At 46.5% G+C, this 26,882-nt stretch carries 29 protein-coding genes, 1 pseudogene and 2 riboswitches; of the genes and pseudogenes, 29 read left to right on the forward strand and 1 reads right to left on the reverse strand.

Features of this window, described 5'->3' with window-relative positions; genetic code table 11:
• Positions 1–50 precede the first annotated feature (50 nt).
• A complete protein-coding gene (locus tag E1963_RS14645; RefSeq protein WP_132279429.1) occupies positions 51–734 on the reverse strand; it encodes a response regulator transcription factor in 684 nt (227 codons plus the stop codon).
• A gap of 752 nt (positions 735–1,486) precedes the next feature.
• Here E1963_RS14645 and E1963_RS14650 point away from each other — a divergent pair.
• The 29 genes and pseudogenes from E1963_RS14650 (at position 1,487) to E1963_RS14790 (ending at position 26,798) form a co-directional block, all read left to right on the forward strand.
• Complete coding sequence (locus E1963_RS14650; RefSeq protein WP_132279432.1) at positions 1,487–3,736, forward strand: ABC transporter substrate-binding protein; 2,250 nt, start codon at positions 1,487–1,489, stop codon at positions 3,734–3,736.
• Positions 3,678–4,613 carry a carbohydrate ABC transporter permease gene (locus E1963_RS14655; protein WP_132279435.1) on the forward strand — a complete coding sequence of 312 codons (936 nt, stop codon included), beginning with the start codon at positions 3,678–3,680 and terminating at the stop codon, positions 4,611–4,613. Before E1963_RS14650 ends, E1963_RS14655 begins: the two co-directional genes overlap by 59 nt.
• 52 nt (positions 4,614–4,665) lie before the next feature.
• The gene (locus tag E1963_RS14660) at positions 4,666–5,457 is read left to right on the forward strand and encodes a carbohydrate ABC transporter permease (protein ID WP_132279566.1); all 792 of its coding nucleotides are present in this window, start codon (positions 4,666–4,668) and stop codon (positions 5,455–5,457) included.
• A gap of 76 nt (positions 5,458–5,533) precedes the next feature.
• Positions 5,534–6,955 (forward strand): efflux RND transporter periplasmic adaptor subunit, encoded by a 1,422-nt coding sequence (locus E1963_RS14665; RefSeq protein WP_243117751.1) that lies wholly within the window; start codon positions 5,534–5,536, stop codon positions 6,953–6,955.
• An 86-nt stretch (positions 6,956–7,041) separates the two neighbouring features.
• Positions 7,042–8,205: an ABC transporter permease gene (locus E1963_RS14670; RefSeq protein ID WP_167482216.1), complete on the forward strand. Its 1,164-nt coding sequence runs from the start codon at positions 7,042–7,044 to the stop codon at positions 8,203–8,205.
• A 301-nt stretch (positions 8,206–8,506) separates the two neighbouring features.
• A pseudogene (locus E1963_RS14675) lies at positions 8,507–9,190 on the forward strand (DUF2461 domain-containing protein).
• 86 nt (positions 9,191–9,276) lie between these two features.
• Positions 9,277–9,375, forward strand: a riboswitch (TPP riboswitch).
• Positions 9,376–9,527: 152 nt separating this feature from the next.
• Complete coding sequence (locus E1963_RS14680; RefSeq protein ID WP_132279441.1) at positions 9,528–9,911, forward strand: thiamine phosphate synthase; 384 nt, start codon at positions 9,528–9,530, stop codon at positions 9,909–9,911.
• A gap of 524 nt (positions 9,912–10,435) precedes the next feature.
• Positions 10,436–11,497: a M50 family metallopeptidase gene (locus E1963_RS14685; RefSeq protein ID WP_132279444.1), complete on the forward strand. Its 1,062-nt coding sequence runs from the start codon at positions 10,436–10,438 to the stop codon at positions 11,495–11,497.
• A gap of 48 nt (positions 11,498–11,545) precedes the next feature.
• The gene (locus E1963_RS14690) at positions 11,546–12,007 is read left to right on the forward strand and encodes a GyrI-like domain-containing protein (protein ID WP_132279447.1); all 462 of its coding nucleotides are present in this window, start codon (positions 11,546–11,548) and stop codon (positions 12,005–12,007) included.
• 151 nt (positions 12,008–12,158) lie between these two features.
• Positions 12,159–12,593: a DUF3795 domain-containing protein gene (locus E1963_RS14695; protein ID WP_132279450.1), complete on the forward strand. Its 435-nt coding sequence runs from the start codon at positions 12,159–12,161 to the stop codon at positions 12,591–12,593.
• A gap of 271 nt (positions 12,594–12,864) precedes the next feature.
• Complete coding sequence (locus E1963_RS14700; RefSeq protein WP_132279453.1) at positions 12,865–13,212, forward strand: TIGR04076 family protein; 348 nt, start codon at positions 12,865–12,867, stop codon at positions 13,210–13,212.
• 87 nt (positions 13,213–13,299) lie between these two features.
• Positions 13,300–13,710 carry an SRPBCC family protein gene (locus tag E1963_RS14705; RefSeq protein ID WP_132279456.1) on the forward strand — a complete coding sequence of 137 codons (411 nt, stop codon included), beginning with the start codon at positions 13,300–13,302 and terminating at the stop codon, positions 13,708–13,710.
• Between the two features lie 16 nt (positions 13,711–13,726).
• Positions 13,727–14,092 (forward strand): hypothetical protein, encoded by a 366-nt coding sequence (locus E1963_RS14710; RefSeq protein WP_132279459.1) that lies wholly within the window; start codon positions 13,727–13,729, stop codon positions 14,090–14,092.
• Between the two features lie 232 nt (positions 14,093–14,324).
• Positions 14,325–14,999, forward strand: coding sequence for a response regulator transcription factor (locus E1963_RS14715; RefSeq protein WP_132279461.1), 675 nt, complete (start codon positions 14,325–14,327; stop codon positions 14,997–14,999).
• Complete coding sequence (locus E1963_RS14720) at positions 14,987–16,165, forward strand: HAMP domain-containing sensor histidine kinase (RefSeq protein ID WP_132279464.1); 1,179 nt, start codon at positions 14,987–14,989, stop codon at positions 16,163–16,165. The genes E1963_RS14715 and E1963_RS14720 overlap by 13 nt, the downstream gene beginning before the upstream one ends.
• Positions 16,166–16,244: 79 nt before the next feature.
• The gene (locus E1963_RS14725) at positions 16,245–17,006 is read left to right on the forward strand and encodes an EFR1 family ferrodoxin (RefSeq protein ID WP_132279467.1); all 762 of its coding nucleotides are present in this window, start codon (positions 16,245–16,247) and stop codon (positions 17,004–17,006) included.
• Positions 17,007–17,190: 184 nt separating this feature from the next.
• Positions 17,191–18,093, forward strand: coding sequence for an ABC transporter ATP-binding protein (locus E1963_RS14730; RefSeq protein WP_132279470.1), 903 nt, complete (start codon positions 17,191–17,193; stop codon positions 18,091–18,093).
• Positions 18,093–19,448, forward strand: a complete 1,356-nt coding sequence (locus E1963_RS14735) for a hypothetical protein (RefSeq protein ID WP_132279473.1) — start codon at positions 18,093–18,095, stop codon at positions 19,446–19,448. Before E1963_RS14730 ends, E1963_RS14735 begins: the two co-directional genes overlap by 1 nt.
• Positions 19,449–19,491: 43 nt before the next feature.
• Positions 19,492–20,028 (forward strand): ABC transporter permease, encoded by a 537-nt coding sequence (locus E1963_RS14740; protein WP_145964193.1) that lies wholly within the window; start codon positions 19,492–19,494, stop codon positions 20,026–20,028.
• 221 nt (positions 20,029–20,249) lie between these two features.
• On the forward strand, positions 20,250–20,753 hold the full coding sequence (locus E1963_RS14745; protein WP_132279479.1) for a hypothetical protein: 504 nt from the start codon (positions 20,250–20,252) through the stop codon (positions 20,751–20,753).
• A gap of 17 nt (positions 20,754–20,770) precedes the next feature.
• Positions 20,771–21,151, forward strand: coding sequence for a TetR-like C-terminal domain-containing protein (locus E1963_RS14750; RefSeq protein WP_243117752.1), 381 nt, complete (start codon positions 20,771–20,773; stop codon positions 21,149–21,151).
• Positions 21,152–21,322: 171 nt separating this feature from the next.
• The gene (locus E1963_RS14755; RefSeq protein WP_132279485.1) at positions 21,323–22,165 is read left to right on the forward strand and encodes an RNA polymerase sigma factor; all 843 of its coding nucleotides are present in this window, start codon (positions 21,323–21,325) and stop codon (positions 22,163–22,165) included.
• 14 nt (positions 22,166–22,179) lie between these two features.
• Positions 22,180–22,776, forward strand: a complete 597-nt coding sequence (locus tag E1963_RS14760) for a DUF2461 domain-containing protein (RefSeq protein WP_132279488.1) — start codon at positions 22,180–22,182, stop codon at positions 22,774–22,776.
• A 60-nt stretch (positions 22,777–22,836) separates the two neighbouring features.
• Positions 22,837–22,935: riboswitch (TPP riboswitch) on the forward strand.
• 258 nt (positions 22,936–23,193) lie between these two features.
• Positions 23,194–23,844, forward strand: a complete 651-nt coding sequence (gene tenA / locus E1963_RS14765; protein WP_132279491.1) for a thiaminase II — start codon at positions 23,194–23,196, stop codon at positions 23,842–23,844.
• A 4-nt stretch (positions 23,845–23,848) separates the two neighbouring features.
• Positions 23,849–24,568 (forward strand): thiamine diphosphokinase, encoded by a 720-nt coding sequence (locus E1963_RS14770; protein ID WP_167482217.1) that lies wholly within the window; start codon positions 23,849–23,851, stop codon positions 24,566–24,568.
• Positions 24,565–25,395: a bifunctional hydroxymethylpyrimidine kinase/phosphomethylpyrimidine kinase gene (thiD, locus tag E1963_RS14775; RefSeq protein ID WP_330570849.1), complete on the forward strand. Its 831-nt coding sequence runs from the start codon at positions 24,565–24,567 to the stop codon at positions 25,393–25,395. The genes E1963_RS14770 and thiD overlap by 4 nt, the downstream gene beginning before the upstream one ends.
• Positions 25,386–25,676 carry a thiamine phosphate synthase gene (locus tag E1963_RS14780; RefSeq protein ID WP_132279497.1) on the forward strand — a complete coding sequence of 97 codons (291 nt, stop codon included), beginning with the start codon at positions 25,386–25,388 and terminating at the stop codon, positions 25,674–25,676. The genes thiD and E1963_RS14780 overlap by 10 nt, the downstream gene beginning before the upstream one ends.
• Positions 25,666–26,322 (forward strand): HAD family hydrolase, encoded by a 657-nt coding sequence (locus tag E1963_RS14785; RefSeq protein ID WP_132279500.1) that lies wholly within the window; start codon positions 25,666–25,668, stop codon positions 26,320–26,322. The genes E1963_RS14780 and E1963_RS14785 overlap by 11 nt, the downstream gene beginning before the upstream one ends.
• Positions 26,323–26,324: 2 nt before the next feature.
• A complete protein-coding gene (locus E1963_RS14790) occupies positions 26,325–26,798 on the forward strand; it encodes an NUDIX hydrolase (RefSeq protein ID WP_243117753.1) in 474 nt (157 codons plus the stop codon).
• Positions 26,799–26,882 lie beyond the last annotated feature (84 nt).

Here is a 26,882-nt window from a genome sequence, read left to right on the forward strand (position 1 = left end):
TAATCAGTCCGGTACTTATGGTATAAAGAAAAACTAACTTTCTCTGTAGTTTAGGAAACATTGCTGTCCTCCAATCGGTATCCCATGCCATGTACTGTGGCAATATTTGCCCGGCTCCCCAAAGAGCGCAGGTGTTTTCTGAGAAAATAAATGTATGTATCAAGATTTCCGTCCTCTACGGCGCTTTCCGAGCCCCAGACACGCAGGAAGATCTGTTCCCGTGTCAGGGGCTTCCCCGGATTACGTAAGAAGAATTCCATAAGGAGAGCCTTCTGTTTGGAAAGGTGCTGCTCTTTTTCGTTGCAGGTCAGAATCCTGGCCTCCATATCGAACTGGATATCCAGAAAGGAAAGACGGGTCTGGTCTGAAAATTCATGCGGCCTTCTGGAGAGGGCACGGATACGGGCAAGGAGCTCACCTATTGCGTAGGGTTTTACAAGATAGTCGTCTGCCCCGCAGTCTAGGCCGACAATCCGGTCATCCACGGAACCCAGTGCAGTTGTTAGGATGATGGGAACATGGATGTGATTCTGGCGGATGGCTTTTAGGATAGCCAAGCCGTCAAGCTCTGGCAGCATGCGGTCCAGAAGAATCAGGTCGTAGGCACCGGATATGGCAAGATAGATTGCCTCGCTTCCAGCATGGCAGCAGTCAGCGGTATATTTTTTTGCAGAAAGCTGCCTTTTTAAGGTGTTGCATAATTCTCTGTCGTCTTCTACAATTAAAATGTGCATTTTTTATACTCCTTCCTTACTTTGTTCATCATATAAATCACAATGTGATTTTATCATCAGGGCAGGCTGTGGACAATAATTCTGTTCTCTTTTGCAAAATGAGGGGCCGTTTTTGTGTTTCCTTAATCCGTGAAGTTTACTTATTATTTCATGCGGATTGTCAGTAGAGATAGAAGAAGTTTTGGAAACTTCTTTTACGGGAAAGGAGATTCAGACAGACGATTAAGGAGATGCGGGGCAGGTTGCAGTGCTTGACCCAGGGGAAACAAAACAGTTGGAGATTATATTTACAGAGCAGACAAATTTTACAGTACGTTTATCTACGGATATGGAAGCAACGCATACAGATACACCTTGAAGCAGTGCCGATTTGGTAAATGCAGGTCAACGGAAGTTTCAAGTACGAGGGATGGAGATACCGTGTATGCTTCTTCCGTAATGATTATGAATTTTGGCAATTAAGCGGTAAGCTGCTTTAATTGACAGGCCTGGTTTGATGTATATAATATGAGATAAGAGAGAAACAACCTCTGTTGGAAGAAATTCCAGATAGGGGTTGTTTTTTATATATACAGACAGAAATCTCAAAAAAACCTTAACAAAGGGCGAAAAAGTATTTTTATTCGTTGGAAGTCTTTTTGAGGAAAAATGTGTATAGTAGTAGATAGCATTTATGGCCGGCTTGATTTCTGTAAGAATGGCATACAGATTTTCATAAGCTGTGCAATATGTATGAAGGGAGACTTATGTGAATGAAAATGGGAAGGCATGAAAAATACGTAAGGCGTACGGTGGCATTTTTATTACCTGCCGTACTGGCAGTCGGCTTATTATCCGGCTGCGGCAAGGGAAAAACAGAGGAACAGGATAAAGAGAATACTTCCGTGAAGGGCCGTTATGTGGAAGAGGATATAGAACTGCCTGTACAGGAGGGCGAGAAAATCCTGAATATGGTGAAATCAAAGGATGGAACCCCGATTTTATTCTCAGAGGCAGAAGGGGCGAGGGTATTCCGTTATGAATACAAGGAAGGGAACTGGGAACAGACTACGCTGGATTGGATCACCCAGCTTTATGGAGGGCAGCATCTCCGCCTGCAGGAGATACAGGAAACAAAAGAGGGGGCACAGATTGCAAGAAGTACGGACGAAGAGATGCTTACGCATATCGCAAAAAGTGAAGATGGACAGACGGGTGCTGAGCAGTCCATTCCTTATCTTAGCCAGCAGGGCGATAACGGATATCCCGCGGTGACCAATCTTCAGGTTGACGGTGCAGGGAACTACTGGCTGAGTGATATGTACCAGTCAAAGGTGGTAGTAATCGACGCATCTTCAATGGAGGTTATGCAGGAGCTTAACAGTGTAGAAGGCAGTGCTAGTGAGCAGAGGATGCTCTTTGCGGCAGAAAGCGGGGATATGGCAGTAAATACGGAGGATGGCGTCGTTACGGTCTATGATTCCGAGGCAGCAGAGAAGGGGACGATGAAGATAGACCAGCAGGAAGAGATGATGATGTGCGGTAATGAAGAAAACTGGTATATCATTTCTGGGGAAGGCATCATGTGGATGGTATTGGGCAACGAGGCTGGAGAAGTAGTCCTGGATGGTGGAATGGCGTCAATGGGGTCTTCTTTGAACCATATAGCGGGGGTCATAAAAGGGCAGGAGGATGATTTTTATGTCCTTTACAGCCAGCCAAAAGCGTCAACGTGGAGCCTTATGCATTATGCATATGATGCTGAGGCAATGGCGGTTCCTGAGAACACGCTGAGAGTATTCGGCCTTTCGGAAAATGCGACGGTAGAGGATGCGCTTCTCGGATTCCAGAAGGCACACCCGGATGTTAAAGTAGAGTTTCTGACTTCTGGAAAAGAGGAAGGGATTACGATGGACGACATCCGTACTCTGAACACAGAGCTGCTTGGAGGAAACGGGGCGGATGTGCTTCTGTTAGACGGACTCTCTGCAGAGTCGTATATTGAGAAAGGAATCCTGGCTGACCTCACAGACCTGGCAGATGGGCTGACAGCGCAGGAGACATACCTGGAATCAATATTGAAAAGCACGGCGCAGAAGGACGGGAAGATATACGGGATGCCGGTGAAATTCAGCGTGCCGGTTATATACGGGGATGAAAATACAAAGGCAGCGCTGTCATCCCTTGACAGCCTGAAATCTTACTTGGAAGAACATCCGCAGGCAAGCATTTTTGGAATTGCGCAGAGGGATTATATCCGTGATTTCTTATTTCAGATGTATCAGGATGAGATTATTAAAAAGGACGGCAAGGTTGACCAGGAAAAGCTGGCAGATCTGCTGGAGCTAGAAGTAAAAATTGCGGCAAATGCCAGGGCAGAAATATTCGACGAGGACGGGTCAGCCCAGATGGATATGGGAACGGCGGCAAAGATCTTTCAACAAGATATGTTCAGCAATGGAGGAAGCGCCGCCATTATCAACCATCCGGACAGTGTTGCCACCAGTAAGATTGCAAGCGTGACGGATATGATGACCCCGTATACGCTTATGAGCCAGATGAGCCTTTCGCCGGACACACTGGATGGGCTTTATATACCGAAAGGTATCATAGGAATTAATAAAGACACAAAGCTGAAGGAAATAGCAGAGGAATTTGTGAAGTATCTGTTTTCGCCGGAAGTACAGGGCAAGCCAGTAGGAGATGGACTGTCGGTATTGGAATCCGGAATGGGAATCCTCAAGGATGAACTGGCAAGTGAATATGCAACAGGACTTGTGACCACGTCAAGCTGGAAGTTTGAAGGCGAGGAAGAGATTGTGCTGGATGTAAGCTACCCGACAGAAGAGGAGGTCGATGGCCTGATTGCCATGTGCCGCACATTAGAGAAGCCGGCTACACAGGACTGTGTCATCTGGAATATTTATCAGACAGAGGCAGATGAATGTCTGGGAGGAAATGTTGATGCAAAAACGGCAGCGAAAAACATCGCACAGAAAGTGGATACGTACCTTGCGGAATAAGAAGAGGTCTGCAGGACGGGGCAGGGAGGTCAGGAACGGATATCTGTTCCTGCTCCCAAGCCTCCTGGGGACGGGGGGCTTTGTGCTCATTCCATTTATGGATGTGGTCAAAAGGTCTTTCCAGCAGGCAGTAGGCAGCGGGTTTGTCGGCGTGGAAAACTACCGGATGGTGGTGGAGAATGAGGCATTTCGCCTGGCAGCAGGGAATACGGCAAGATTCATGGCGGTCTGCCTTCCCTTACTTCTGGTCCTGTCGCTTGGCACGGCGGTTTTAGTAGGCCATGTGACAAAGTTCCAGAGATGGATGAAGACAGGGTTCCTCCTTCCGATGGCGATTCCGGCGGCATCTGTAGTGGTTTTCTTTCAGATGGTATTTGATGAAAAAGGATGGCTTGGGCAGCTTGTAGGAGTATTCGGGATTACAGGGCGTGATTGGCTTGCGTCTGACTCGGCATTCTGGATACTGGTTGCCTGTTATATATGGAAAAATCTTGGCTATGACATGATACTCTGGCTTGCGGGTCTTGGCGCAATCCCGGAGGAGCAGTATGAGGCGGCAAGGGTACAGGGGGCGGGAGAATGGGCTTGTTTCTGGTATATTACCCTGCCGCAGTTAAAAGAAACGACATTTGTAACGGGGCTTCTTTCGTTTGTGAACGCATTCCGGGTATTCCGGGAGGCGTATCTTTTGGCGGGAGACTATCCCCATGAGAGTATTTATATGCTGCAGCATCTTTTCAACAACTGGTTTGTGAATCTGGATATCCAGAAGATGACGGCGGCGGCTGTGATGTTAGTCATTCTGACAGGAGGGATACTGGGTGCGGAAGAATGGTGGAAAAATCATACAAAGAAAATCGAAGAGCGGAGGATATAAAGTGCTGGTGCAGTGGAGTCTTAGGCTGTTCCTTCTGATTGTCCTTGCGGTTATGGTGTTTCCGCTCTTTATGCTTACTGCAAATTCCCTGATGGGAAGACAGGAACTTCTGGAGACATGCGGCGCGGTGCTTGCGGATTACGGGGAAAATGCAAAGCTGCGAATTTTCCCCATGTATCCGACACTGCGTGCGTATGTGCGCCTTTTGCTGGATTCGCCGGAGTATTTTACCGCTTTCTGGAATTCCATGATACAGACCATCCTGGTGCTGGCAGGGCAGCTCCTTGCAGCGGTGCCTGCGGCATGGGCATTTGCCCAGTTCCGTTTTCCGGGGAAAAAGGTGCTGTGGTTTCTGTATATGCTTCTGATGATTCTGCCGTTTCAGGTAACAATGGTATCAGGGTATCTGGTTCTGAATACGATGGACTTAATGGACACCCGTGCGGCGGTGATCCTGCCGGGTATTTTCTCCACACTGCCGGTATTTATCCTGCAGAAGACCTTTGCCGATATTCCAAAGGAACTGCTGGAGGCGGCAAAGATTGACGGGGCCGGGAATCTGAGGATATTTGTATCTATGGGCATACCGTTGGGAATGCCAGGTATTTTCTCTATCCTGATACTGGGATTCCTGGAATACTGGAATACAATCGAACAGCCAATGACATACCTTAAGACAGAGGCACTGTGGCCCCTGTCGCTTTATCTGCCGCAGATGGTAAATACGGAGATTGCAGCGGCTTTTGCGGCATCCATCGTAACACTGCTTCCGGCTCTGCTCCTGTTCTTCTATGGCCAGGACAGCCTGGAACAGGGGATTGTGGCATCCGGAGTGAAGGCTTAGCCCTTTTTACAGGGATATGCAAGGGTTCGCTTGTCTATCAACGAGACAAGACACTAATTATGGAAGGATTGACGAAGTGGACAGGAAAAAAACGATAAATCAAAAATGGATGATACGGATTATCGCCGGCTTTCTGGTCATTATGGCGGCCGGCGGGGTTATTTCCAGAGCGGCAGCCTCTATGCGGGTAGCTCAGGTGGGAGTAGAGAAGGTGGGACGGGGAAAGCTGTCTTATTCTTGCGATGGGAACGGTACTGTGGTGACGGTACAGCAGGACCAGATATTTTTATGGCCTGAGCAGCAGGTGGAATGGGTAGCAGATCCGGGAAGCACGGTAAAAGCAGGGGGAGCTCTGGTTCAGTTCCGTAAGGAATATCTGCAGCAGTCAATTGATAAGAAACAGGCTGAACTGAACCAGTTAGAATTGCAGGTATCACAGCAGAAGGCATCTGCCAGGGAACCAGCGAGGGTTCCGGCAACGACAGGGGCAGGGCAGACGCTTTCCGAGGCGCAGCTTGGGCTTCAGACGGCCCAGCAGAAAGCGGCGGAAGCGGAGGCAGCCTACAACCAGTTTATCAATTCATCTGTACCGGATGGGGAAGATGGCGACGTTAATGCGAAGAAGCAGGAGCTGGAAGCTGCACTCCAGGAAGCCAATGCAGGAGTACAGACAGCCCAGCAGGCGGTAAACCAGGCGCAGAATGCTTATGAACTGGCAAGACAGGAGGACGCGGCTCAGAATACGAATGCAGCAAATGAGGCCCAGGCGGCGCTTTTGGGGGCTGAAGCAGCGCAGGTGCAGGTTGAACAGGCCAGGAAGGAGCTGGAACGCCTTTTGTCCTATCAGGCAGCAGACGGTAAGATCTGCGCTGTTTCAGATTGTACCGTATTGCAGGTTGGCGTGCAGGCCGGCGCAGTTACTACAGGCTCGGAAATTTTTGTGACTGGGAGCGGCGGTTTCCAGCTAAAGGGCATGGTCAAGGCAGAAGATAAAGAAAAGTTAAAAACCGGTGCCGAAGTAGAAGTCCAGCTTGCAGCAGGGAAGAAAAAAACCGTAAAGATTGAGTCCATAGGAATGGAGACGGGAGAAACAGCCGGGGCAGGCAGCGGGGATGACGCGGCCGGCGGGGATGACGCGGCCGGCGGAGGTGTTTCTTCTATGCAAATGTTCTGGCGGGCGCCGCTTCCGGAGAATACCAATGTGGGAGGCGGGGAACAGTTTACCTGGAGTATTGAGATATCATCAGAAAAAGAGTATGATCAGATTATTCCGCTAAGCGCACTGCGGGAAGATGCAAATGAAGCGTACTGTCTGATTCTTTCCGAAGAAGACCGTATGCTTGGCACGCTACAGACTGCAAAACGCGTTCCGGTTACTGTGTTAGAAAAAGATTTGAAAAGTGCGGCGATCACCTCCACACTTACAAACACGGATCAGGTGATTGTATCATCCGAAAAGTATGTGGTAGAAGGAGACCGGGTGCGGCTAAAAGAGTAAAAACAGATATGCGGCTGATAATTATTTATTAAAAAAATAAGAATGAGATTAATGCTTTTTGTATGGAAACAGGCGTAGGAGAGAGAATGAAAATTAGATGGCAGAAAATTCGGATTTCGGTATTGATGCTGGTATTTGTCATGGCGAATATCTGGATTATAAATGGGCTTTTGCGGTTAAAGGAACAGGCTGATATGATTTCCTTATCTTATCCGGCAGGAGCTGTGACAGAAACATCCTTTGAGCAGTGGAAAAAAAGTGAAGACTGTGAGATCTTTTCAGAAGGGACAGTCTGGAAAGCATGCGGGGACTTCAAGGTACTGTCCGAGGATACCGGCCACGACCAGAAAGTGTCCTGCTATCGGATGAAAGGGCAGCCGGCCGCCATCTTTGGAAAGGAACTGGCTGTTGGGAGATATTTTACAGAAGGGGAAGAGAACGTCTGTCTGCTTGGCCAGGATACGGTGCGGCAGTTGTTTGGCTCAGACAATGTGCTGGGGCTGGAAGTCAAAATGGATGAAAAGATCTGGCAGATTGTCGGGGTGTTGAAGGGGGATATCCCTGTCTGTGTGATTCCGGCAGAAAAAGGAGAAGTATTTGACGGGATTACGGTGCGCAAAAAGGAGGAGAATCAGTCTGTAAATCAGGCAGTTAGTATCATAGAAGCGTTATTTGGAAGCACTGACGGCCAGCAGGTTGACGGCCAGCTGTACTACGTTTTGGATAGTCTGCTGTATTTTATGATTCTGGCAGTTTCCCTGATCGTGATTGGAATTATGGCTTTAAAGAGAACTCGTAAGATACCAAAAGCGATAGGGAATAAAAAGACAGGGGAACTGAAGGACGTCAAAGTGGCGGAGATAGGCAGGCGGTGTATCCTGCCATGCTGTCTGGTAACAGCGCTTGTGATTATGATAGCGGGAGTGAATGCGGCGAATCCAGGAAGTGATTACCTGCCCACTTACTGGTCGGATTTTGAATTTTACAGCAGGCTATTTAAGGATAAAGCAGAGCAGATACAAAGTCTTGCCATTCATCAGGAATTTTTTGTATGGCAGAAGATGTTTGATCTCTGGCGACGGATTGTTTTGGCAGAGATTCTGTCAGGAACTTTGATATTATGTGTCTGCATGGATTTCCTTTTGCATTTACGAGTTGGCCGGAAGAAAAAGAGGAAAAGTCGGCTCTTTTTTCTTGGACATCGAATCAAGGGAGAAGTCCCCAAATTGAAAATAGGATTTAAAAAGTAGGGATACGACATCATAATCCAGACATTTAAGAAATGAAGTAAGGGTGAATATGGGGATAGAAGTTGTACAAGATGAAAAAGATGTCCAGATACAAGCAGAAGACATCAAATATAAAGACTGGTAGCCATACAGCAAGCTTTCTCATAACTAACAGCATGCAAAAACCGCCCTACAATCTGCAAAAAAGGAACATTTTGTTGTAATGTGTGTGTAGAAATGATAACATCAAATGGCAGTTGGCATATATAGATTGGCAGATTTCTTTAATGGCCATTCCTTCTCGGTTATGGAGGTACAGATAATGGAGACCAAGTGGATTTTAAAGTACTTGACCGACTTGAATGAGCATAACAATCGGGGATGGTATAACGCACATAATGCGGAAACGAAAGCAACAACCGAACAGTTTGAAGAGTTGATTCATGAGCTCATTTTGCGTATCGGGAAGTTTGACAATAGCATTTTACATATTCAGCCAAGGGATAATACCTTTACATTGATTCGATATCCTCGGTTTGGAAGTGATAGAACCCCATACAACCCAGCGTTCCGCGCACATATTTCCTCTAAAGGGAAGCTGCCTGTTCCGGTGGGGTATTATCTGATGATTAAGCCGGGAGGGCAGTCCTTCCTTGGAGGAGGACTGTTTGCAAGTTCGTTTCGAGATGCAACCGAAATGATCCGCGACTATATTACAGAACGCGGTGAAGAATTTGAGGAAATCATTCATGCCCCAGAATTTGAGAAACACTTTAGGGTTCAGGGGACATCGCTTTAGAATGTTCCTTCAGGGTATGGCAAGGAGCATCCCCAGGCAGAATGGTTAAAGTTCAAAAGCTGGTATTTGGAATACCCGTTGGCAGATGAAGCGCTGGCAGATGCAGAGGTATTTGTAACAGAAGCGGTAAAGCTGTTCCGCATTATGAAGCCGTTTAACGATTATCTGAACAAAGCGCTGGAAGGGTTTCAGATGCCGGAAAGATAAAGCCAAACCGGATGAAAGGAATATAATAGTGAAGCAACGCCAGGCCGAACAGCCGATTTGCCAATTCACACAGACATGGTATAATAAATTAAAAGCAGGGGGACTACTGCGTAGTTGAGAAGGTAAAACCTGACCCTTTGAACCTGTTGGTCAATACCAACGTAGGGAGCTGAATGAATACGGCATTTGTATTTTCAGGACGCTCCTTGTGGGCGTCCTTTTGTTTTCAATTTAATACTGATTATCTGTGTTTGCGAAGGAACTGAACAAGTTGAAAAAGGTTAAGACCTGATCTCTGGACCTGTCGGCTAATACTGGCGTAGGGAAGTAATTTTTTATGCCTGTACTGCGTCTGAAAGAGCTTCCGATTATCCTCGGCGGCTGTACAATGGTACAGCTTCGGGAAAAGGACAGCTCTTCCCTGGCATTTTACCGGCAGGCACGGGAAGTAAAGCGGATTACGGATCAGTATCAGGTGCCGCTAATCATAAACGACCGGTTGGATATTGCCTTGGCAGTCAAAGCTTCAGGTATACATATCGAGCAGAGCGACCTGCTGGTTCCAGTTATCAGAGAGATTATTGGTAAAGATATGCCGCTGGGTGTCTCCGTATCCTCGACTGAAGAGGCGGGCCAGGCTATGGAGGACGGCGCCGCCAATCAACCGTCTTCCGGAAATCAGAAGGAAGAGCCTGCTCAGCACAACCTCATGCCTGACTAAAATGTAGTAGAATTTGCTATCAAGCCCAGAGGGGAACAACTTCCCTTCTGGGCTTACCTGCAATCCCGGCTTACCTGGAGATATAAGGAAAGCTATCATTAGATGGGGTTGAAATGCTACGCAAAGAGATTGGAAATCTGTTATACTAAGCTATTAAAACAGAACATTTAGGATACGGGCATGAACCAAAAGCGAGGTGAGCAGCTTATGCGAGGAGAGCGGAATATAAAAGCCGGATGAGCGTATCCTGGCGAATGGAACGGCGAAAGTGGGTAGAAAATGGCAGGCGGTCTATAGATTGCAGTTGTTCATGTGTATACTAAGGATAAGAAGATGTCCTTTCATGTGATTTTCTTCCTATTGTGAAAAAGATGGCAAGATCTGCTCTCTGGAAAAATACTGTAGAGACGACGAGCTTGCCCCGCAGCGGAAATCAGACGTGCGGATTAGGACAACAAATACTAAAGGATGGTTGAAATGTAACTGCAAGAAAAGTGACACATTGGAAAGGAGCATTTTCAATTATGAAAATAGTCTTTATTTTAGCTGCAATCTTCATTTTCGGTTTTTTGATAGCAATCCACGAGCTGGGGCACTTTTTGGCAGCTCGACTCTGTGGGGTGAGGGTTAATGAATTTTCCATCGGTATGGGTCCCTGCATCTGGCATAGGGAAACGGAAGAAACCCAGTATTCCATTCGCCTCCTGCCAATTGGCGGTTTCTGTGCTCTGGAGGGGCAGGATGAAGACACCGGGGATGAGCGCTGTTTAGCCCGTCAGGGATTCTGGAAAAAATTCGTGATTTTGGCTGGCGGGTCTTTCATGAATCTTCTCACAGGTATTGTGATTATAGCTGTACTCTTTGCAGGAGCCAGCAGTTTTTATGTAGATCAGGTATCTGGGTTCAGCGAGGGGTTTCCTTTGGAGGGTGAGAACGGCCTGATGGTTGGAGATGTTTTTTATAAAGTTGATGGCTGGCGAACTTATATCCGAGGGGATGCAGCGATGTTTCTGAGTTTTAACGATGGTCAGGGGATCGATATAGAGGTTATACGAAACGGCAAGTTAATTGTCTTGGAAGATCTGCCTCTCTACCGCGGAACCTATGGAGAGAAACAGAATAGTTTTGGCCTACAGGTGGGAGCGATGCAAGTCCCCGCAGATTTTTTAACAAGTTTGCGTTTCATCGGCTATCAGACCTTGGACTTTGTTCAGCAAATGTGGTTCAGCATAACCCAAATGGTACGTGGAACCGTAAGTGTGAAAGAACTGAGCGGTCCGGTGGGAATCATGTCTATTATGACAGAGGTAGGAACATCTTCTGAATCTGCATCCAGTGCGGTGAGAGACATTGCCTTTCTTGCTGCTCTGATTGCAATCAACCTGGCGGTAATGAATATGCTGCCTATTCCGGCTCTGGATGGAGGAAGAATTTTCTTTCTGCTGGTGGATATCGTAGCACTGCTGTTGTTCAAACACAAAATTCCTGAAAAGTACCAGGCAGCGGTGAACGCGGTGGGCTTTGTATTGTTGATGGGTATGATGGCATTAGTCACCCTGCAGGATGTAATAAAGCTAATTAACTGATTAAGACGACTGAGTTTAATTCAAACCAAACGAAAGGATGGACAAAAAATGAAAATCGAGAGATGCGTAAAAGAGTCCTTTGTGGTAATCGGAAAAGAGGGTTCCACTAAAGACGGTGCAGGATTTATTCAAAAGCTATGGGATGACGCGAACTCTCATTTTGGAGAGGTTCAACATTTAGCCAAGAAGGATGAGGACGGTAATATCAGTGGGATATGGGGAGCGATGACTGATTTCTCACGCTCATTCCGTCCATGGGAGAATTTCAGTGACGGGCTGTATCTCGCCGGTGTGGAGTGCAGTGACGATGCAGAGGCTCCTGACGGCTGGACAAAGTGGGTGGTTCCGGGCTACGAATACATTTACGCGGAACGTGAAAATGACAGCAGCTTTCCAGAAGTAATCAAATATTTGGAAGAAAATAATATTCCACTGGTCGGCGCTGTTCATGATTTCACCTGCCCGCGGACCGGGAAAGGCTATATGTATTTCCCAATTAGGAAGCTGTGATTGTCCATAACGCTTTCCACTGCGCCAAAAGATGAGAATTCATTCTGTTTTCCCCGCCTTGACGCAGGCGGGGAGAGCAGAAAGATATTATGCTAAGGTTTGGATGCAGGGGGAAACAGAAAACAAAATCAGAAACGGAGGATTGAAGATCATGGGATCGATTTGTGGAATTGACTGTATGAATTGCGAGTTAAGCAGCGGCTGCAAGGGATGCGATGCGACAGGTGGCCGTCCTTTCGGCGCAGAATGCATGGTCGCTTTATGCTGCAAAAAAGGTGAAGATGAGCTTTGCAGATTCAAGAAAAAACTGCTGGCGGCATTTAATGCCCTGGATATTCCGGACATGGAAGAGGTAACAGAACTGAACGCACTTAAAGGCTCTTTCGCCAATATTGAATATTCCCTTCCAAACGGTGAGGTTATTAAGTTCTGGGATGACAACAAAATCTATTTTGGTAACCAGCTGCAGAAGAAAGGCAGCGACAGATGCTATGGCATTATGGCAGATGAAAAGTATCTGATGGTATCTGAGTATAGCGGTTACGGTGAGGACGCAGAAATCGTTGTATTTAAGCAATGGAACTGAGTCGTTTTCCTTAAACTTGGAACCAGCTAAGAAGAGGATGAAGTGGCAAATAAAACTGAAGGAAGTGGCGAAACAGTGAAATTAGCGGATATATCACATGGCCCAGGCTATGTAGAACCGTTGGAGTAGGAATATCTGTAATAGCACTTCTCGTCCTTGCTTCAGGGTTGTTTGCAAATGTGTTGCCCGCAAGCTTCGCATATGTTTAAGTGACAGCTTCCAGCTTATCTGGCTAACACAGAACTAAATTCCAGTATGGAAGAGACCCGATATGAAAAAATGGTACGATGAAGAATACGAATGGGAAATTGAGGTTATCAACTTTCTGCGCGGAGATAGTACAGAACGCTATTGCCGCAACGGTGAAGAAATTGGCGACAAGTACACCTGTACCTATGGATGCCCGGTAAATCAGGATGGGCAGGGTATTTGCTCTAAATGTATGATGGTTATGTTTCCCATTATGGAAGCCGTCAGGAGTGGCGGTGATTTAGAAAATATCGGCGGGGACGGAAAGTACACCAAGACTCTTGTGTGTCCCGATGGCTGCGTTATGTTTAGACTTACCGCCAAACCGACGGGAAAGCCAAATTGCTTTAAGGAGAAACTTTTTGGCTAAGGTGTTTGTTATGGAGAAAAAGCAAATGATTAAATTAGTGCTACCAACTATCGAATTGAAAGAAAAGGATCGGCAGGGTGGTTGTTTATGAAGCAATCAACGATAACGGCACAATTCCCCTGTGATATCAAAACAGTCTGGGATATTGTTGTGGATAATGAAAATTATAGATGGCGGAGTGATTTGTCCAAAATCGTAATCATAGATGAAAATCGGTTTGATGAGTATACAACGAGTGGGTTCATAACACATTTTCGCATCACAGCGAAAGAGCCGTACAAGGAATACCGATTTGCAATGGAAAATGAGAATATGAGCGGAAACTGGAGCGGAATATTTGAGAGGCATGACGGTGGTACTCAGATTACTTTTACAGAGGAGGTTCAGGTAAAAAAGGCAATCATGAATCTCTTTGTGAAGGGGTACCTGAAAAAACAGCAAACAAAGTATATTGACAATCTTAAAGCTGCGATAGAACAACAAACAAATAAAAGATGAAAGGTTAGAAATTTATATGGCAAGAAAAATTAAAACAAAGAATTTAGTGAATACAAGGCTGGCGGCAAATTACGGCGGCTGGACCTACTGTACTGAATGTGGAGAAAATATCGGATATCTCTGCTACGCAACCTATGACAAGGTGGAATTTCAGTATGAGTGTAACTGTGGCAATCACGGCAGTATCCTGATTGATTTCGAGGACAGTGTTCCGGGCAGTCCTTGTGATGAGGAACTGATTACGATAAAAAACCGCTTATGCTGCCCAAAAGACTCTTCCCCGCTGATCACAATTCTTTCTAAAAAGCTGAAGGATTACAGGTTGGCGATTACCTGTAAGGAGTGCGAAAGTATATATAAGAAGAATGCAGAGGTATCATAAATAGAATTCCAGAACAAACTAAGGAGAAGGAAGGCTGCTCTGGAAAGAGACAGCCTTCCTTACTATGTTCAGAAAGATTTGTAATTTGTGTGTTTAATCGTATATAATTGTAAGGGGCATCTTGAATACCAAGCTTTCAGAATGGAAAAGGCGGACCTGCATAAAATAAAAAGTAGATAAAATGTTGAAAATTGCAAGATAAGTTTAAATCCATATATTGGAGGTGCGCAAAATGAGGGATACAATTTTAATTGTGGACGATGAAGCGGATATCGTTTCCACGCTGGAAGATTATTTTATGTACAACAATTACGACGTAATGACCGCAACTAACGGCATGGAAGCGATCCATAAGGCGGGAAAACAGCCGGATCTGATCCTTCTGGATATCAATATGCCCGACATAGATGGATTAGAGGTTTGTGCCCGGATACGGGATTTTGTCAGCTGCCCGATTCTGTTTTTAACTGCAAGAGTGGAGGACCGCGATAAAATCAAGGGATTTGGCCTTGGCGGAGACGATTACATTGTAAAGCCGTTTTCACTGGATGAGCTTGGCGCACGGGTGGCCGCGCATCTCAGACGGGAACGCCGCAGAGGAGAGACGCCGAAAGTCCGGCTTGACGATAAATTGGCAATTGACTATACAGAACGGCGCTTGTACTTTAATGGCGAGGAAGTCTCCCTTGCCAAAAAGGAGTTTGATATTATTGAGTTACTGTCCAGTTATCCGGGACAAATATTCAGCAAGGAACGGATTTACGAGCTTGTCTGGGGATATGACAGCGAAGGGGAATCTTCGGTTGTGGCAGAGCATATCCGCCGTATCCGCACAAAGCTTGCAGCGGCAGACGCAAAGCCGTATGTGGAAACAGTCTGGGGAGTGGGATACAAATGGGCAAAATAAAAAATCTCTTCTCCAAAAGATCCATCAAGACCATATTTATATGGTATATGCTGGGGTGCATTGTAACGGCTCTCCTCTTTTCCCTGCTGCTGTCCAACACATGCCAGTTTGTCCAGTCCCGGATATATAACAAATATCAGATCATTTATGAAGAAACACATAAGGAAATCGAGGTTGAGAAAGGGCATCTGATTGCCTACTATACCAGGGATCTGCGTTCCTACTTCACGCCGTTTGAACAGCGGCTGGATGACGCAATGAGCTTTTTCAGTATAGCCGTCTATCCGATTTGCTTTATCTTCTGCATTGTGGGGACCAGTGTTTTGTTTTACCGGCGGCAGCTGCAAACGCCTCTTGCCATACTGGATCACGCCGCCGGGCAGATTGCGGACAACAATCTGGATTTCAAGGTAGTCTATAACAAAGAAGATGAATTGGGAAAGCTGTGCGCCTCTTTCGAGAAGATGCGTGTGGCTTTGCAGGAAAGTAATGAGGAAATGTGGCGACAGATGGAGGAACGCAAGCGGCTGAACACAGCGTTTTCCCATGATCTGCGGACGCCGTTGACGGTCCTGAAGGGGCAAAGCGAACTTCTTCAGCAATATGCGCCGAAAATGTCGGCAGAAAAAGTGAGCGGCACATCAGAAATAATGCACCGGCACATTGTAAGGCTGGAGTCCTACGTGCAGACTATGAGCGATCTGCAGAGACTGGAGGACATTGAAATCATCCGGAAGCCTATCAGTATGGAGATGCTCTATGAGCAGCTGCAGGAAACCGGAGAGGTCGTATGCATAGACAAAATGTTTTCCTGTGAATGTAAGGTAGGGATGGATACCGCTCTGTGTGTGGACACTGCCATTGTGCAGCGTGTATTTGAAAACCTGCTTGCCAATGCGGCGCGTTTTGCAAAAGAAAGAGTGTCGGTTTCGGTAGACTCATCCGATGGATACCTGTATCTGATGGTTTCAGATGACGGAACCGGGTTTGCCGAGAAGGATTTGGAGAACGCAACAAAGCCGTTTTACAAAACGGTAAGCGAAACAGACAATGAGCATTTCGGTATGGGGCTGAATATCGGTAAGATCCTCTGCGAAAAGCACGGCGGATATATCCGGCTGAGCAATCGGAACGGGGCTGTGGTTACTGCGGCATTTAGGCAGTGACATGCAGGCAAGTTTGAGAAGAGCAAGAGAATTTGCAAGTGACCGATATTGAGAATGTGGTTATAGTGAGGTGAATGAAATGGTTGGGATCTATTTAAGCGGGACAGGAAATACAAAGCATTGTATAGAAAAGCTATTGCGCCTATTAGACGAAACGGCGCAGGCCATTCCTATTGAAAGTCTTAATGCAATGGAAACACTGCCGCAGCACGATTTTATCGTGCTGGCATACCCTGTGCAGTTTTCCAATGCGCCTATTATGGTAAGAGATTTTATCAAGCGTTATTCATCGCTTTGGAAAGGAAAAAAGATTTTGTGTGTTGCCACAATGGGATTGTTTAGCGGCGACGGTGCGGGCTGCTCTGCACGCTTGTTAAAAAAATATGGTGCAAAGGTAGTTGGCGGTTTACATATTCAGATGCCGGATTCGGTTTGTGATGTGAAACTGCTAAAAAAGTCGGTTGAACAGAATCGGGAAATCATTAAAGCGGCTGACAGGAAAATTGAAGAGACTGCCGAAAAGATCAAAAAGGGCAAGTATCCCCATGATGGTATTTATTTCTATGACCGAATCGCGGGACTTCTCTGCCAAAGGCTTTGGTACTATGGGAAAACAAAGGACTATGCGAACGATTTGAAAATCGGGTCAGAGTGTATTGGATGCGGTTTATGTGAAAAGCTATGTCCTATGAGAAATCTTCATGTGGAAAATGGAAAGGTTGTTGCAGGAAATCGCTGCACAATGTGTTACCGCTGCATTAGTTCCTGTCCCCGAAAGGCAATTACGCTCTTAGGAAGCAAAGTAGTCGAGCAATGCCGCTTTGAAAAATATATTCCATGATTTCGCTAAAATGAAACGGCGACTTTGAGAGATCAAAGTCGTCGTTTTTTGTGGATATTTGAAATCTATTTAGGTTACCTGGTGTTTTGCAGTTTTTTTCATCCTGTAGATAAAAAGTTGAAAATCTCTTTCTATCCTATACCCATCAGATGAGAGACGCATCTGAGGAAAGGAGCTTTTTCAAATGAATAATTCCATTGAAATCAAAAATCTGAATAAATTTTATGGAAAGAAACAGGCGCTGTATGATGTCAGTCTTTCAATCCATCAGGGGATGTTCGGACTGCTTGGCCGCAACGGTGCGGGTAAAACTACGCTGATGAAAACCTTGGCTACACTGCTTCAGAAAAAGGACGGCGAAATTACGGTTTGCGGCGTCCCCATCGAAAACGCTGGAGAAATCCGTAAGATTATCGGATATCTTCCGCAGGAGTTTTCCATGTACCCATCCATGAATGTGGGAGAGGCCATGGAATATCTGGCGATTCTTTCAGGGCTGAACGGCGATGAAAGAAAAAAACGCATCGACGCATTGCTGAAAAAGGTGAATCTGTCAGAACACAGAAACAAAAAAGTAAAAGCGCTTTCCGGCGGCATGAAGCGAAGGCTTGGAATTGCCCAGGCGTTATTAAATGATCCTAAGGTACTGATTGTTGACGAACCCACTGCCGGCCTGGACCCGGAGGAGCGCGTTCGTTTCCGAAACCTGCTGTCCGAAATTGCAGAGGATAAAATAGTCATTCTCTCCACACACATTGTAGGAGACATAGAAGCCACATGCGAGGATATTGCCATTATCAACGAAGGCAGAGTCATCTATAACGGTACAGTAGATGAGCTGCTGCAGGCATCCGAAGGCAGAGTCTTTACCATGACAGTTTCTAAAAGAGAGCTGCCGCAGCTCAAAAGGCAGCTTTCCATTACCAGCATGCACACACAGGGCAATAAAGTTCATATCCGGTTTATTGCGGATACCTTGATGCAGGGCGCCAAAGCCTGCGAGCCGAACATTGAGGACGCATATATGCTGTATCTCCATACCAGCGGAGTACGCGATATCCTGGGCGAAATCGGAGGTGAGTGGTAATGCTGTTTGTACGGGAAATGAAGAAAATCGTGGTATCCATTCCCTATCTCATCTTTGTTGCGGCTATTGTGATTGGATTGTTCTCCCAGGGTGTTTTTCAATTTAAGGATGACTTGCTGCAGGAGCCGCAGCCGGGTGGGGTCAGCGGCAGTTATGGGTATAAGTATGAGGAAATTCCGGAGATGGTCATGCCGTCTGCGCTGCGTAATCTGCTGTCTGAGTTCAGCGATAATAACTATACCACCTATCCCATTGGGTTTATCAAACATGTCAAGCTTAGTGAAGGTGAGCAGACGGGAATGGCTGAAATCCTTTCTGAGATTACGGGAATCAACAAAGAAACACTTTTACAGGAAGTGGCGGGAATTGATTCCGGCAGCCCTGACAATTACACTTTCCAAATCGGTGGAGACAATATGCGGCAGGGAGAGGATGGCGGCTTTACCATAGACTCAGATGCAAAGCAACAGAGCGAACCGGAAAAGCTGGTCTTTGCCGTGCGTGATGACTTAGAATATTCCCGCTTTCAGGAACTGATGAAGCAGGCGGACGACTTACTGGGCGGCGGTTCAAAGTATGCGTCCGATTCCCTGTCTCAGTATGGGACAGTTCCGCTGACCTATGAGGAGGCAAAGGAACGGTATGAGCTTGCTTTAAGCTCGGATCAGATCACCGGTGGATACGCTCGCTTGTTTTCAGACTATGCAGGCGTGATGGTACTTTCCATTCTGCCGGTATTTCTGGCGGTGATTCTGTGTATGAAAGACCAGCGTGCCAAAATGGAGGCGCTAATCTATACAAAGAAGACATCTGCTGTCAAACTGACATTGGTTCGTTACCTTGCGCTGGTCACGGCAGCAATGCTCCCGGTGATCATCCTGTCATACCTGTCGAATATGCTTGTCTGGAGCACCTACAGCGGAATGGACCTGGATTACCTGGCTCCGCTGAAATACGATTTGGGCTGGCTTATGCCAAGCGTAATGATATCCACGGCAATCGGCATGTTTCTGACGGAGCTGACCGGTACACCGATTGCGGTTGCCGTGCAGGGGCTGTGGTGGATGTTCGATGTCAATCTGGGCATCAAAACTGTCCGTTCAGGATATTCCCTGTTCCGTCTGGCTCCCCGCCATAATGTTGGCGCAGACAGCTGGTTCCGGACGCAGGATTACCTTGACCATTTTCAGAACCTGATGCAAAACAGATTATTGATGGCAGGACTTTCTCTGCTGCTGGTTATCTTCACAATCCTGATTTATGAAGCAAAAAGAAAGGGGAAATTCGGTGGAAATGAATCAATCAAAAGAGCGTTTTCCGGTTTTAGAAATCGCAAAAATCAATCTCAGGCATAACTCACTTTTGTCTATTGCCGTAGCTGCAGTCTTATGCCTACTGGTGCCGCTGCTGATTGGCACGTCCAATCTGGATCAAAAATCCGCCGCCATGCCGCTGGAAATGTTTGTATCCCTGATTGGTATTGTGCTGTTGACGCCGGTATTTCAGCCGGAACAAAATGAGGAGATCAACGATCTGGTATCTTCCAAGTATTGCAGCACAGAACGGGTTTATCTTATACGAACGGTGTATTCCGTGACAGCGGCAGTCTTGCTCATTGCCATATTTACAGTGTATATGAAAATGTGCAGCTGTGATGTGACGCCGGTTATGGCTTTGGGAACGGCAGCAGACGCTGTATTCTTAGGTTCCATAGGCATGCTGACCTCGGCGCTTACTGGAAACACAGTTATCGGATATATGCCGCCGCTGCTGTATTATGCGCTCAATATCGGTATGGGACCGAAGCTGGGCAGCTTCTATCTGTTCTCCATGGCCATTGGTGATTACAAGGCAAAAATCTGGTTGTTTGCTGCAGGCGTTGTGATGACGGCAGCGTCGCTGCTCTATCAAAAGATTCGTAGGCGTACCATATAAGAAAAAGTGCCAATGCCCGGTATTTACTGAGCATTGGTGCTTTTCTTTTGTAATAAAGTTTTAGAACATATCAGATACAATCATAACAGATTATAAATTAAAGGTTTTTTTAAGCTGGTTTAGAGGACAATTAGAGATTGCTTTGATACAAGACTTGGGAACTGCTGGTAAATGTCAAAATGGAAAGGAGATCAAAATGAAAAAAAGCAAGTAAAATACTGATGCTGACAGGAGTATTGTGTGTCATAGGAGTTACGGTTTGCGCCTGCCAGAGTACCAAGGAAGCCCCTGATCAAAAGCAGAAACAGGAAGATACGGAAGGCGCGGACTTTAAAGAGGATGCAGCAGATGCTGACTTAAACATAGAACCGGAAAAAGATGATGTGGATGAGAAAAACGGTAACGAACCTTCCTCTGAAACAGAGGAACCAAATGATAGCAAAGAAAAACCGGTTGAGACAGAAAAACCGACTGAAACAGGAGAATCAAACAATGGCAGCATTAAAAAAGATTCCCCAAACCTGGAAGGCAGCATTAAAGAGATTAAGGGAACACAGCTTACGGTTGTGGAAGCGATCACAGGACAGTCGGAATGCGGCGGGAATATTATGGTCGGTCCAGGAAGCGGTGATGATTCCGAGTTTAGCAAGGTTGGGGTTACATATGATGAGGATACGGTATTTGTCATAAAGACCATTTATGATGGCGGCGCAAGGAAATTATGATCTTTGGCTGGAAACAAATGGATCGAACGATGACGGATGCGGCTGTATGTGTCAGCGGATATGAGGCGTTAGAAGCAATCTGCCGTGCGTTCTATCAGTACGCAACTGAAAATCCGGGCGTGTTCAATGCGATGCTTTGGTATAACAAATTTCAAAGTGAGGAAACGCAGAATGCAACCGAAGGGATGTTTTCCATGATATACAGAGTCTTTTCGACGCTCAACATATCAAAGGAAAACAGCGACCACCTGATTCGCACATATCGCGGATTCCTGGAAGGCTTCGCCTTGCTGGTAAATAACCATGCGTTTGGGAATCCGATATCCATTGAGGAGAGCTTTGAAATTTCATTGCAGGTTATAATAGCGGGAACGAAGGCTCTGGAGGGGAAAAAGTAGGTTTTTTGATATAAATCAAAATTTCTTGTCACACAGACGGGAAAGGGTTGTCTAATGATATATACGGATAAATTCTGCGTTGAAGCGCCGCAGGGTCTGATGTTGGGACTCAATCGTTTCCTGATATGTTCTCGTATAAAAATATCATTAGCACTTCAGAAAAGAGGAATCATGAATCAGTTTACGAACGAAGAATTATTGGATTTAGTCCAGAAAGCGACATCAGGGGATAAAAAATCCCTTGAGACCATTGTGCTTGGCATACAGGACCTGGTTTTTAACCTTTCCCTGCGTATGCTTGGAACTTTCCATGATGCAGATGACGCAACACAGGATATCCTGCTGAAAGTCATCACCCACCTGTCTTCCTTTAGAGGTGAGAGTTCATTTTCAACATGGGTATTCAGTATTGCAACCAACCATCTGAAAAACTACCAGAAGCATATGTTTGCCAAGTTCCCTCTCAGCTTTGAGTTTTATGGGGACGATATCAAAAATGCAAAAATCAACGATGTGCCGGATCTGACACAGAATGTGGAGCAGTCTATTCTGGCTGAAGAACTGAAGCTTTCCTGCACCAATGTTATGCTGCAGTGCCTGGACGCTGAGAGCCGCTGCATCTTCATACTGGGTACGATGTTCAAGCTGGACAGCCGTATTGCCGGAGATATTCTGGGGATTACGCCGGAAGCCTACCGCCAGCGTCTGTCAAGGGTTCGCAAAAAGGTGGCGGATTTCTTAAAGGAATACTGCGGCGAATATGGAAACGGGGCATGCCACTGTGCAGACAGGGTAAACTATGCTATCCAGAATCGTAGAATTAACCCGGCGCAGCTGGACTTTACCACTGCTGTACCAAAGGAAATGACGGATTTTAAGGAAGCAATGGAGGAGATTGATGGAATTTCCCATGAATTTTCCTTCTGCAAAACCTATCAGTCTCCGGGAAGCCTGAAAAAATTCATTGAGGATTTCCTGAACGGTTCCTCCTTTTCGGTTGTTGGAAGTGCATAAGGGAGGTTCGGAAAATGGATACAAAATGGATTTTAAAGTACCTGACCGATTTGAGCGAACATAATAACCGGGAATGGTACCATGCCCACAAAGCGGAAAACAAAGAGGCAAACGCGCAGTTCGAGGAACTAATCCAGACTCTCATTCTGCGTATTGGAGAGTTTGACAGCAGCATTCTGCATAACCAGCCCAAGGAGCTTACTTTCAAACTGGTGCGGGACACGCGGTTCAGTCATGACAAGTCTCCGTACAATCCTGCATTCCGCGCACACATTGCTTCAAAGGGCAAGCTGCCCGTTCCGGTAGGATATTATCTGATGATTAAACCGGGCGGTCAGTCCTTCCTTGGCGGCGGACTGTTTGCAGATATGTTCAGAGACGCAACGGAAATGATCCGCGACTACATTACGGAACACGGCGAGGAGTTTGAAGAGATTATTCATGCGCCGGAATTCCAGAAGTATTTCAGAGTACAGGGTACATCACTGAAGAATGTTCCTGCCGGGTATGACAAGGAACATCCGCAGGCGGAATACTTAAAGTTCAAAAGCTGGTATTTGGAATACCCGGTAGCGGACGAAGTTATTGCCGACCCATTTGGAAGGACATGATCGTGAAGCAATATCGGACGGGATAGCCGATTTGACAAATCTACACAGAAATCGTATAATAGCCATAAGCAGGGGGACTACCATGTAGTTGAGAAGGCAAAACCTGACCCTTTGAACCTGTTGGTTAATACCAACGTAGGGAGCTGAATGAATACAGCATTTGTATTTCCAGGACGCTCCAAGTGGGCGTCCTTTTTGCGTAAATTAAATACTGATTATCTGTGTTTGCGAGGGAACTGAACAAGTTGAAAAAGGTTAAGACCTGACCTCTGGACCTGTCGGCTAATACCGGCGTAGGGAAGCAATTTCTTACGCCCGTATTGCGTCTGAAAGAGCTTCCGATTGATTTGGAAGCTCTTTTTTGTTTATCTTCTGGCAGCATAGATGATCGGAACAAACACACAGGAGGAATCAAAAATGTCATTTATGAACGAGGTGCTCGAAAAGAATATCCCTATCTGGGATGAGTGCATTACAACGCCATTTGTCCAGGAGATGAAGGCAGGGACGCTTCCCTTTGAATGCTTTAAAGAATACATGATACAGGACAGCATTTACCTGAAGCATTACGCCCGTGTCTATGGAAAGGAAATCTATCATGCAAAAACGCTGCGGGATATCCAGCTTTATTACTCTGTCCTGAGCTTTGTTACGGATACGGAGTCTGCAGTGCGGCTGCGATACTTAGAACAGTTCGATATGACGGACGATGATATCGAATCCATAGCCCCGCTGCCGGAGAACCAGCGCTATATTGACTTTTTGCTGGAAACCGCGGAGCGTGGCGATGAAAAGGAAATGCTGATGGCGGTACTTCCCTGTATGATGAGCTACAGCTATATTTTCCGCAGACTGGCGGAGGATCCGAAGAGCAAGGAATCAAGATACTGGGATTTCATTGAGGATTATGCCGATGAGCGCTATGCAGAGAGCTGCCGGGAATGGTCGCGGTTTACAGATGGAAAGTGCGAAACTCTCTCGGATACTGAAAAGGAAAAGCTGAGCCATATTTTCAAAAAGGCAAGTCTTCTTGAACTGGATTTCTGGAAAATGCCATATCGGAGGTAGCGCCTTGAAAAACGGAATTTGTTATGTTGTCGGTGCGGGAGACTGTCTCAGTCTGGAGTTCCATCCGTCAGAAGAAGACTTGGTGATCGCCGCTGACGCAGGGTTACGGTATCTGGAGCAAAGCGGCATCGCTGCCGATTTGATTATCGGGGATTTTGATACGCTGGAGAACGCTCCGATAGGCGGAAACGTCATCACACTGAGCTGTGAAAAGGATGATACGGATATGCTCGCAGCAGTCCGGGAAGGGATAAAAGCCGGATATACGGAATTTCACCTATACGGCGGGACAGGCGGAAGGATCGACCACACCATAGCGAACCTGCAGGTGCTGGCATATCTTGCTGAAAATGGCCGGAAAGGATACCTGCATTGTCCCCAAAACCGCTTCGTGCGTCCAGTAGACAAAAAGTTGAAAAAGGTCGGTTACTCTGAAACGACTGGGAATGCGCCTGGAAGTGAAAACATTATTACTGCAGTTACGAATGGAGTGCTGTCTTTTTCACCGGTTCCCTCCGGTTATATATCCGTTTTCTCCTATTCAGAGAAGTCGGAAGGGGTTTATTTACAGGGCTTAAAATATCCACTGGCAGATGCAACGCTGACCAATACCTTCCCAATCGGTACAAGCAATGAGTTCATTGGTGAGAAGAGCCGGATATCTGTAAAGAATGGGACGCTGATGATCGTATTCCCGAAAGAAGCAAAGGAGAAACTTATATGATAAAGAAAGTATTGACGATTGCCGGCTCAGACTGCAGCGGCGGTGCGGGCATACAGGCAGATTTAAAGACGTTTTCTGCCCATGGAGTGTTTGGTATGAGCGTGATTGTTTCAGTCGTTGCAGAAAACACCAGCCGCGTGATTGATATTCAGGATATTACACCGGAAATGATTGAAAAGCAAATCGATGCGGTATTTGAGGATATCGAAGTCGATGCGGTCAAGGTGGGAATGCTCTCCACACCGGAATGCATGAGAGCAGTAGCGGGAAAGCTGCGCCAGTATAAACCTGAGCATGTGGTCATAGACCCGGTTATGTATGCAAAAAACGGTTGCCCCCTCATGGATCCCTCAGCAGTGGATGCGCTGATCGAAACGATTCTTCCCTTGGCGGACGTGCTTACGCCGAATATTCCGGAGGCGGAGAGGATTACCGGTGTGGAGATTCGGTCTGTGACGGATATGGAAGCAGCTGCCCGGAAAATCCACGATATGGGTAGTAAGACTGTTGTTGTAAAGGGCGGCCACGCCATTGGAAACGCACTGGATGTCTTGTTTGACGGAAAGCAGATGTACCACTTTGAAACCGAGCGGATTGCCACTAAGAACACTCATGGCACAGGCTGTACTTTTTCTTCCGCAATCGCATCACAACTGGCGCTGGGCATGGATATCTGCAAAGCGGTGGAGAAAGCGAAAGTTTATGTTACTACAGCAATTACCCACTCCCTTGCCATTGGAAAAGGCTGCGGACCGACCCATCACTTTTATGAGTTGTACCGGCATGGTTTGCCGACACAGGAAAGCGAGGTGGCAGAATGCAGATAGATTACTCCCTATATCTCGTGACAGACCGAGGGATAATGAGTACACAGACACTGACAGATGCGGATGCAGTCTCGCTGGAAGAACTGCAGAGAATCCGGCGCGTAACAAATCTGCCGATTGTCGTGATCGGCGGAATCAATCTGGAAAATGCGGGGATGTTTCGTCCGATAGGGATTGACGGTCTGGCCGTTGTTTCCGCCATTATTGGACAACCGGATATCCGAAAGGCCGCAGCGCAGATAAAAGAAGCATTTTACACAGAGGTGAGCCATGAGATTTGAGGCAGCTATTTTGGATCTGGATGGAACACTCCTGGATTCCATGGATGTTTGGGAACAGATCGATATTATGTTTTTACAGAAGCGTGGTCTGCCGGTTCCCGAAAATTATGTGACAGAAATCTGCGCCCGCAGTTTTGAAGAGGCAGCGCAGTATACGATAGATTTATTTGGACTTACTGAAAAGGTAGACGATATGGTACGGGAATGGAATGAGATGGCCGTTTATGAGTATGCCCGCCATGTGAAACTGGTTCCTTATGCACGGGAGTATTTGAAAATGCTCAAGGAGTCAGGAATCAAGCTGGCAGTTGCTACCGGATTGCCGGAGAAACTGTTCGTACCGTGTCTTGAAAACAACTCGGTTTTGGGGCTGTTTGATGCACTCTGCTCCACAGACGAAGTAGTACGCGGCAAGGAATTTCCGGATGTATTTGAGCTTGCGGCACGCAGATTAGAAGTAGCTCCGGATCGGTGCCTTGTTTTCGACGACGTGCTTCCGGCAGTCAGAAGCGCAAAGCAGGCGGGAATGCTTGTTTGCGGTGTGTATGACAAGTATTCGGCTCACCACCAGACTGAGATAGAAAAAATCAGTGATCGCTACATAAAAGATTTCACAGAAGCGCCGCTTCCAGGATGGGAGATATGACAATGACAGAGAGATGGGATTTATATAATGACGCCGGCGAGAAAACGGATGTGACGATATTCCGGGGCATGCCGATTCCGAAAGGATATTATCATCTTTCCGTAAGCGCATGGATCCGCAACAGCAAAGAACAATATCTTCTCTCGCAGCGTCATCCGAATAAACAGTACCCGCTTTTGTGGGAATGCACCGGCGGAAGTGTTCTTGCCGGTGAAGACAGCCTTGCCGGTGCGCTTCGGGAAGTGAAAGAAGAGCTGGGAATCACGCTGGATCCCACAGGAGCGGAGCGGCTCTGTCATACAAGAAGAGATTCTGTTCAGGATTTTTATGATGTGTGGCAGTTTCATGCAGATATTGAGTTGTCCGAGATCCGAATGCAGGAGACTGAGGTTGTGGATGTAAAGTGGGTATACCGGGACGAGCTTCTTATGTACGAAAAGGGAGGGCTTCTGCACCCTCTGCTCACTGTAATTTGACAAAAATAGTCGAGAAGGACACTTTGAGAAAAAGTAAAATAGGAAGAGAACTGTAAAATACAAGAATAAACCAAGATTCCGGCA

It is taken from the genome of Extibacter muris, from assembly GCF_004345005.1.
GTDB classification, from domain to species: Bacteria; Bacillota; Clostridia; order Lachnospirales; family Lachnospiraceae; genus Extibacter; species Extibacter muris.

Coding starts and splice junctions, on each gene's coding strand:
- E1963_RS14700 (WP_132279453.1), top strand. CDS start 12,865: ATGAAAAAATGGTACGATGAAGAATACGAATGGGAAATTGAGGTTATC.
- E1963_RS14755 (WP_132279485.1), top strand. CDS start 21,323: ATGAATCAGTTTACGAACGAAGAATTATTGGATTTAGTCCAGAAAGCG.
- E1963_RS14780 (WP_132279497.1), top strand. CDS start 25,386: ATGCAGATAGATTACTCCCTATATCTCGTGACAGACCGAGGGATAATG.
- E1963_RS14705 (WP_132279456.1), top strand. CDS start 13,300: ATGAAGCAATCAACGATAACGGCACAATTCCCCTGTGATATCAAAACA.
- E1963_RS14785 (WP_132279500.1), top strand. CDS start 25,666: ATGAGATTTGAGGCAGCTATTTTGGATCTGGATGGAACACTCCTGGAT.
- E1963_RS14670 (WP_167482216.1), top strand. CDS start 7,042: ATGAAAATTAGATGGCAGAAAATTCGGATTTCGGTATTGATGCTGGTA.
- tenA (WP_132279491.1), top strand. CDS start 23,194: ATGTCATTTATGAACGAGGTGCTCGAAAAGAATATCCCTATCTGGGAT.
- E1963_RS14655 (WP_132279435.1), top strand. CDS start 3,678: ATGCAAAAACGGCAGCGAAAAACATCGCACAGAAAGTGGATACGTACC.
- E1963_RS14750 (WP_243117752.1), top strand. CDS start 20,771: ATGGATCGAACGATGACGGATGCGGCTGTATGTGTCAGCGGATATGAG.
- E1963_RS14680 (WP_132279441.1), top strand. CDS start 9,528: ATGCCTGTACTGCGTCTGAAAGAGCTTCCGATTATCCTCGGCGGCTGT.
- E1963_RS14690 (WP_132279447.1), top strand. CDS start 11,546: ATGAAAATCGAGAGATGCGTAAAAGAGTCCTTTGTGGTAATCGGAAAA.
- E1963_RS14760 (WP_132279488.1), top strand. CDS start 22,180: ATGGATACAAAATGGATTTTAAAGTACCTGACCGATTTGAGCGAACAT.
- E1963_RS14710 (WP_132279459.1), top strand. CDS start 13,727: ATGGCAAGAAAAATTAAAACAAAGAATTTAGTGAATACAAGGCTGGCG.
- E1963_RS14735 (WP_132279473.1), top strand. CDS start 18,093: ATGCTGTTTGTACGGGAAATGAAGAAAATCGTGGTATCCATTCCCTAT.
- E1963_RS14730 (WP_132279470.1), top strand. CDS start 17,191: ATGAATAATTCCATTGAAATCAAAAATCTGAATAAATTTTATGGAAAG.
- E1963_RS14685 (WP_132279444.1), top strand. CDS start 10,436: ATGAAAATAGTCTTTATTTTAGCTGCAATCTTCATTTTCGGTTTTTTG.
- E1963_RS14660 (WP_132279566.1), top strand. CDS start 4,666: ATGGTGTTTCCGCTCTTTATGCTTACTGCAAATTCCCTGATGGGAAGA.
- E1963_RS14790 (WP_243117753.1), top strand. CDS start 26,325: ATGACAGAGAGATGGGATTTATATAATGACGCCGGCGAGAAAACGGAT.
- E1963_RS14715 (WP_132279461.1), top strand. CDS start 14,325: ATGAGGGATACAATTTTAATTGTGGACGATGAAGCGGATATCGTTTCC.
- E1963_RS14720 (WP_132279464.1), top strand. CDS start 14,987: ATGGGCAAAATAAAAAATCTCTTCTCCAAAAGATCCATCAAGACCATA.
- E1963_RS14745 (WP_132279479.1), top strand. CDS start 20,250: ATGCTGACAGGAGTATTGTGTGTCATAGGAGTTACGGTTTGCGCCTGC.
- E1963_RS14725 (WP_132279467.1), top strand. CDS start 16,245: ATGGTTGGGATCTATTTAAGCGGGACAGGAAATACAAAGCATTGTATA.
- E1963_RS14645 (WP_132279429.1), bottom strand. CDS start 734: ATGCACATTTTAATTGTAGAAGACGACAGAGAATTATGCAACACCTTA.
- E1963_RS14695 (WP_132279450.1), top strand. CDS start 12,159: ATGGGATCGATTTGTGGAATTGACTGTATGAATTGCGAGTTAAGCAGC.
- thiD (WP_330570849.1), top strand. CDS start 24,565: ATGATAAAGAAAGTATTGACGATTGCCGGCTCAGACTGCAGCGGCGGT.
- E1963_RS14650 (WP_132279432.1), top strand. CDS start 1,487: ATGAAAATGGGAAGGCATGAAAAATACGTAAGGCGTACGGTGGCATTT.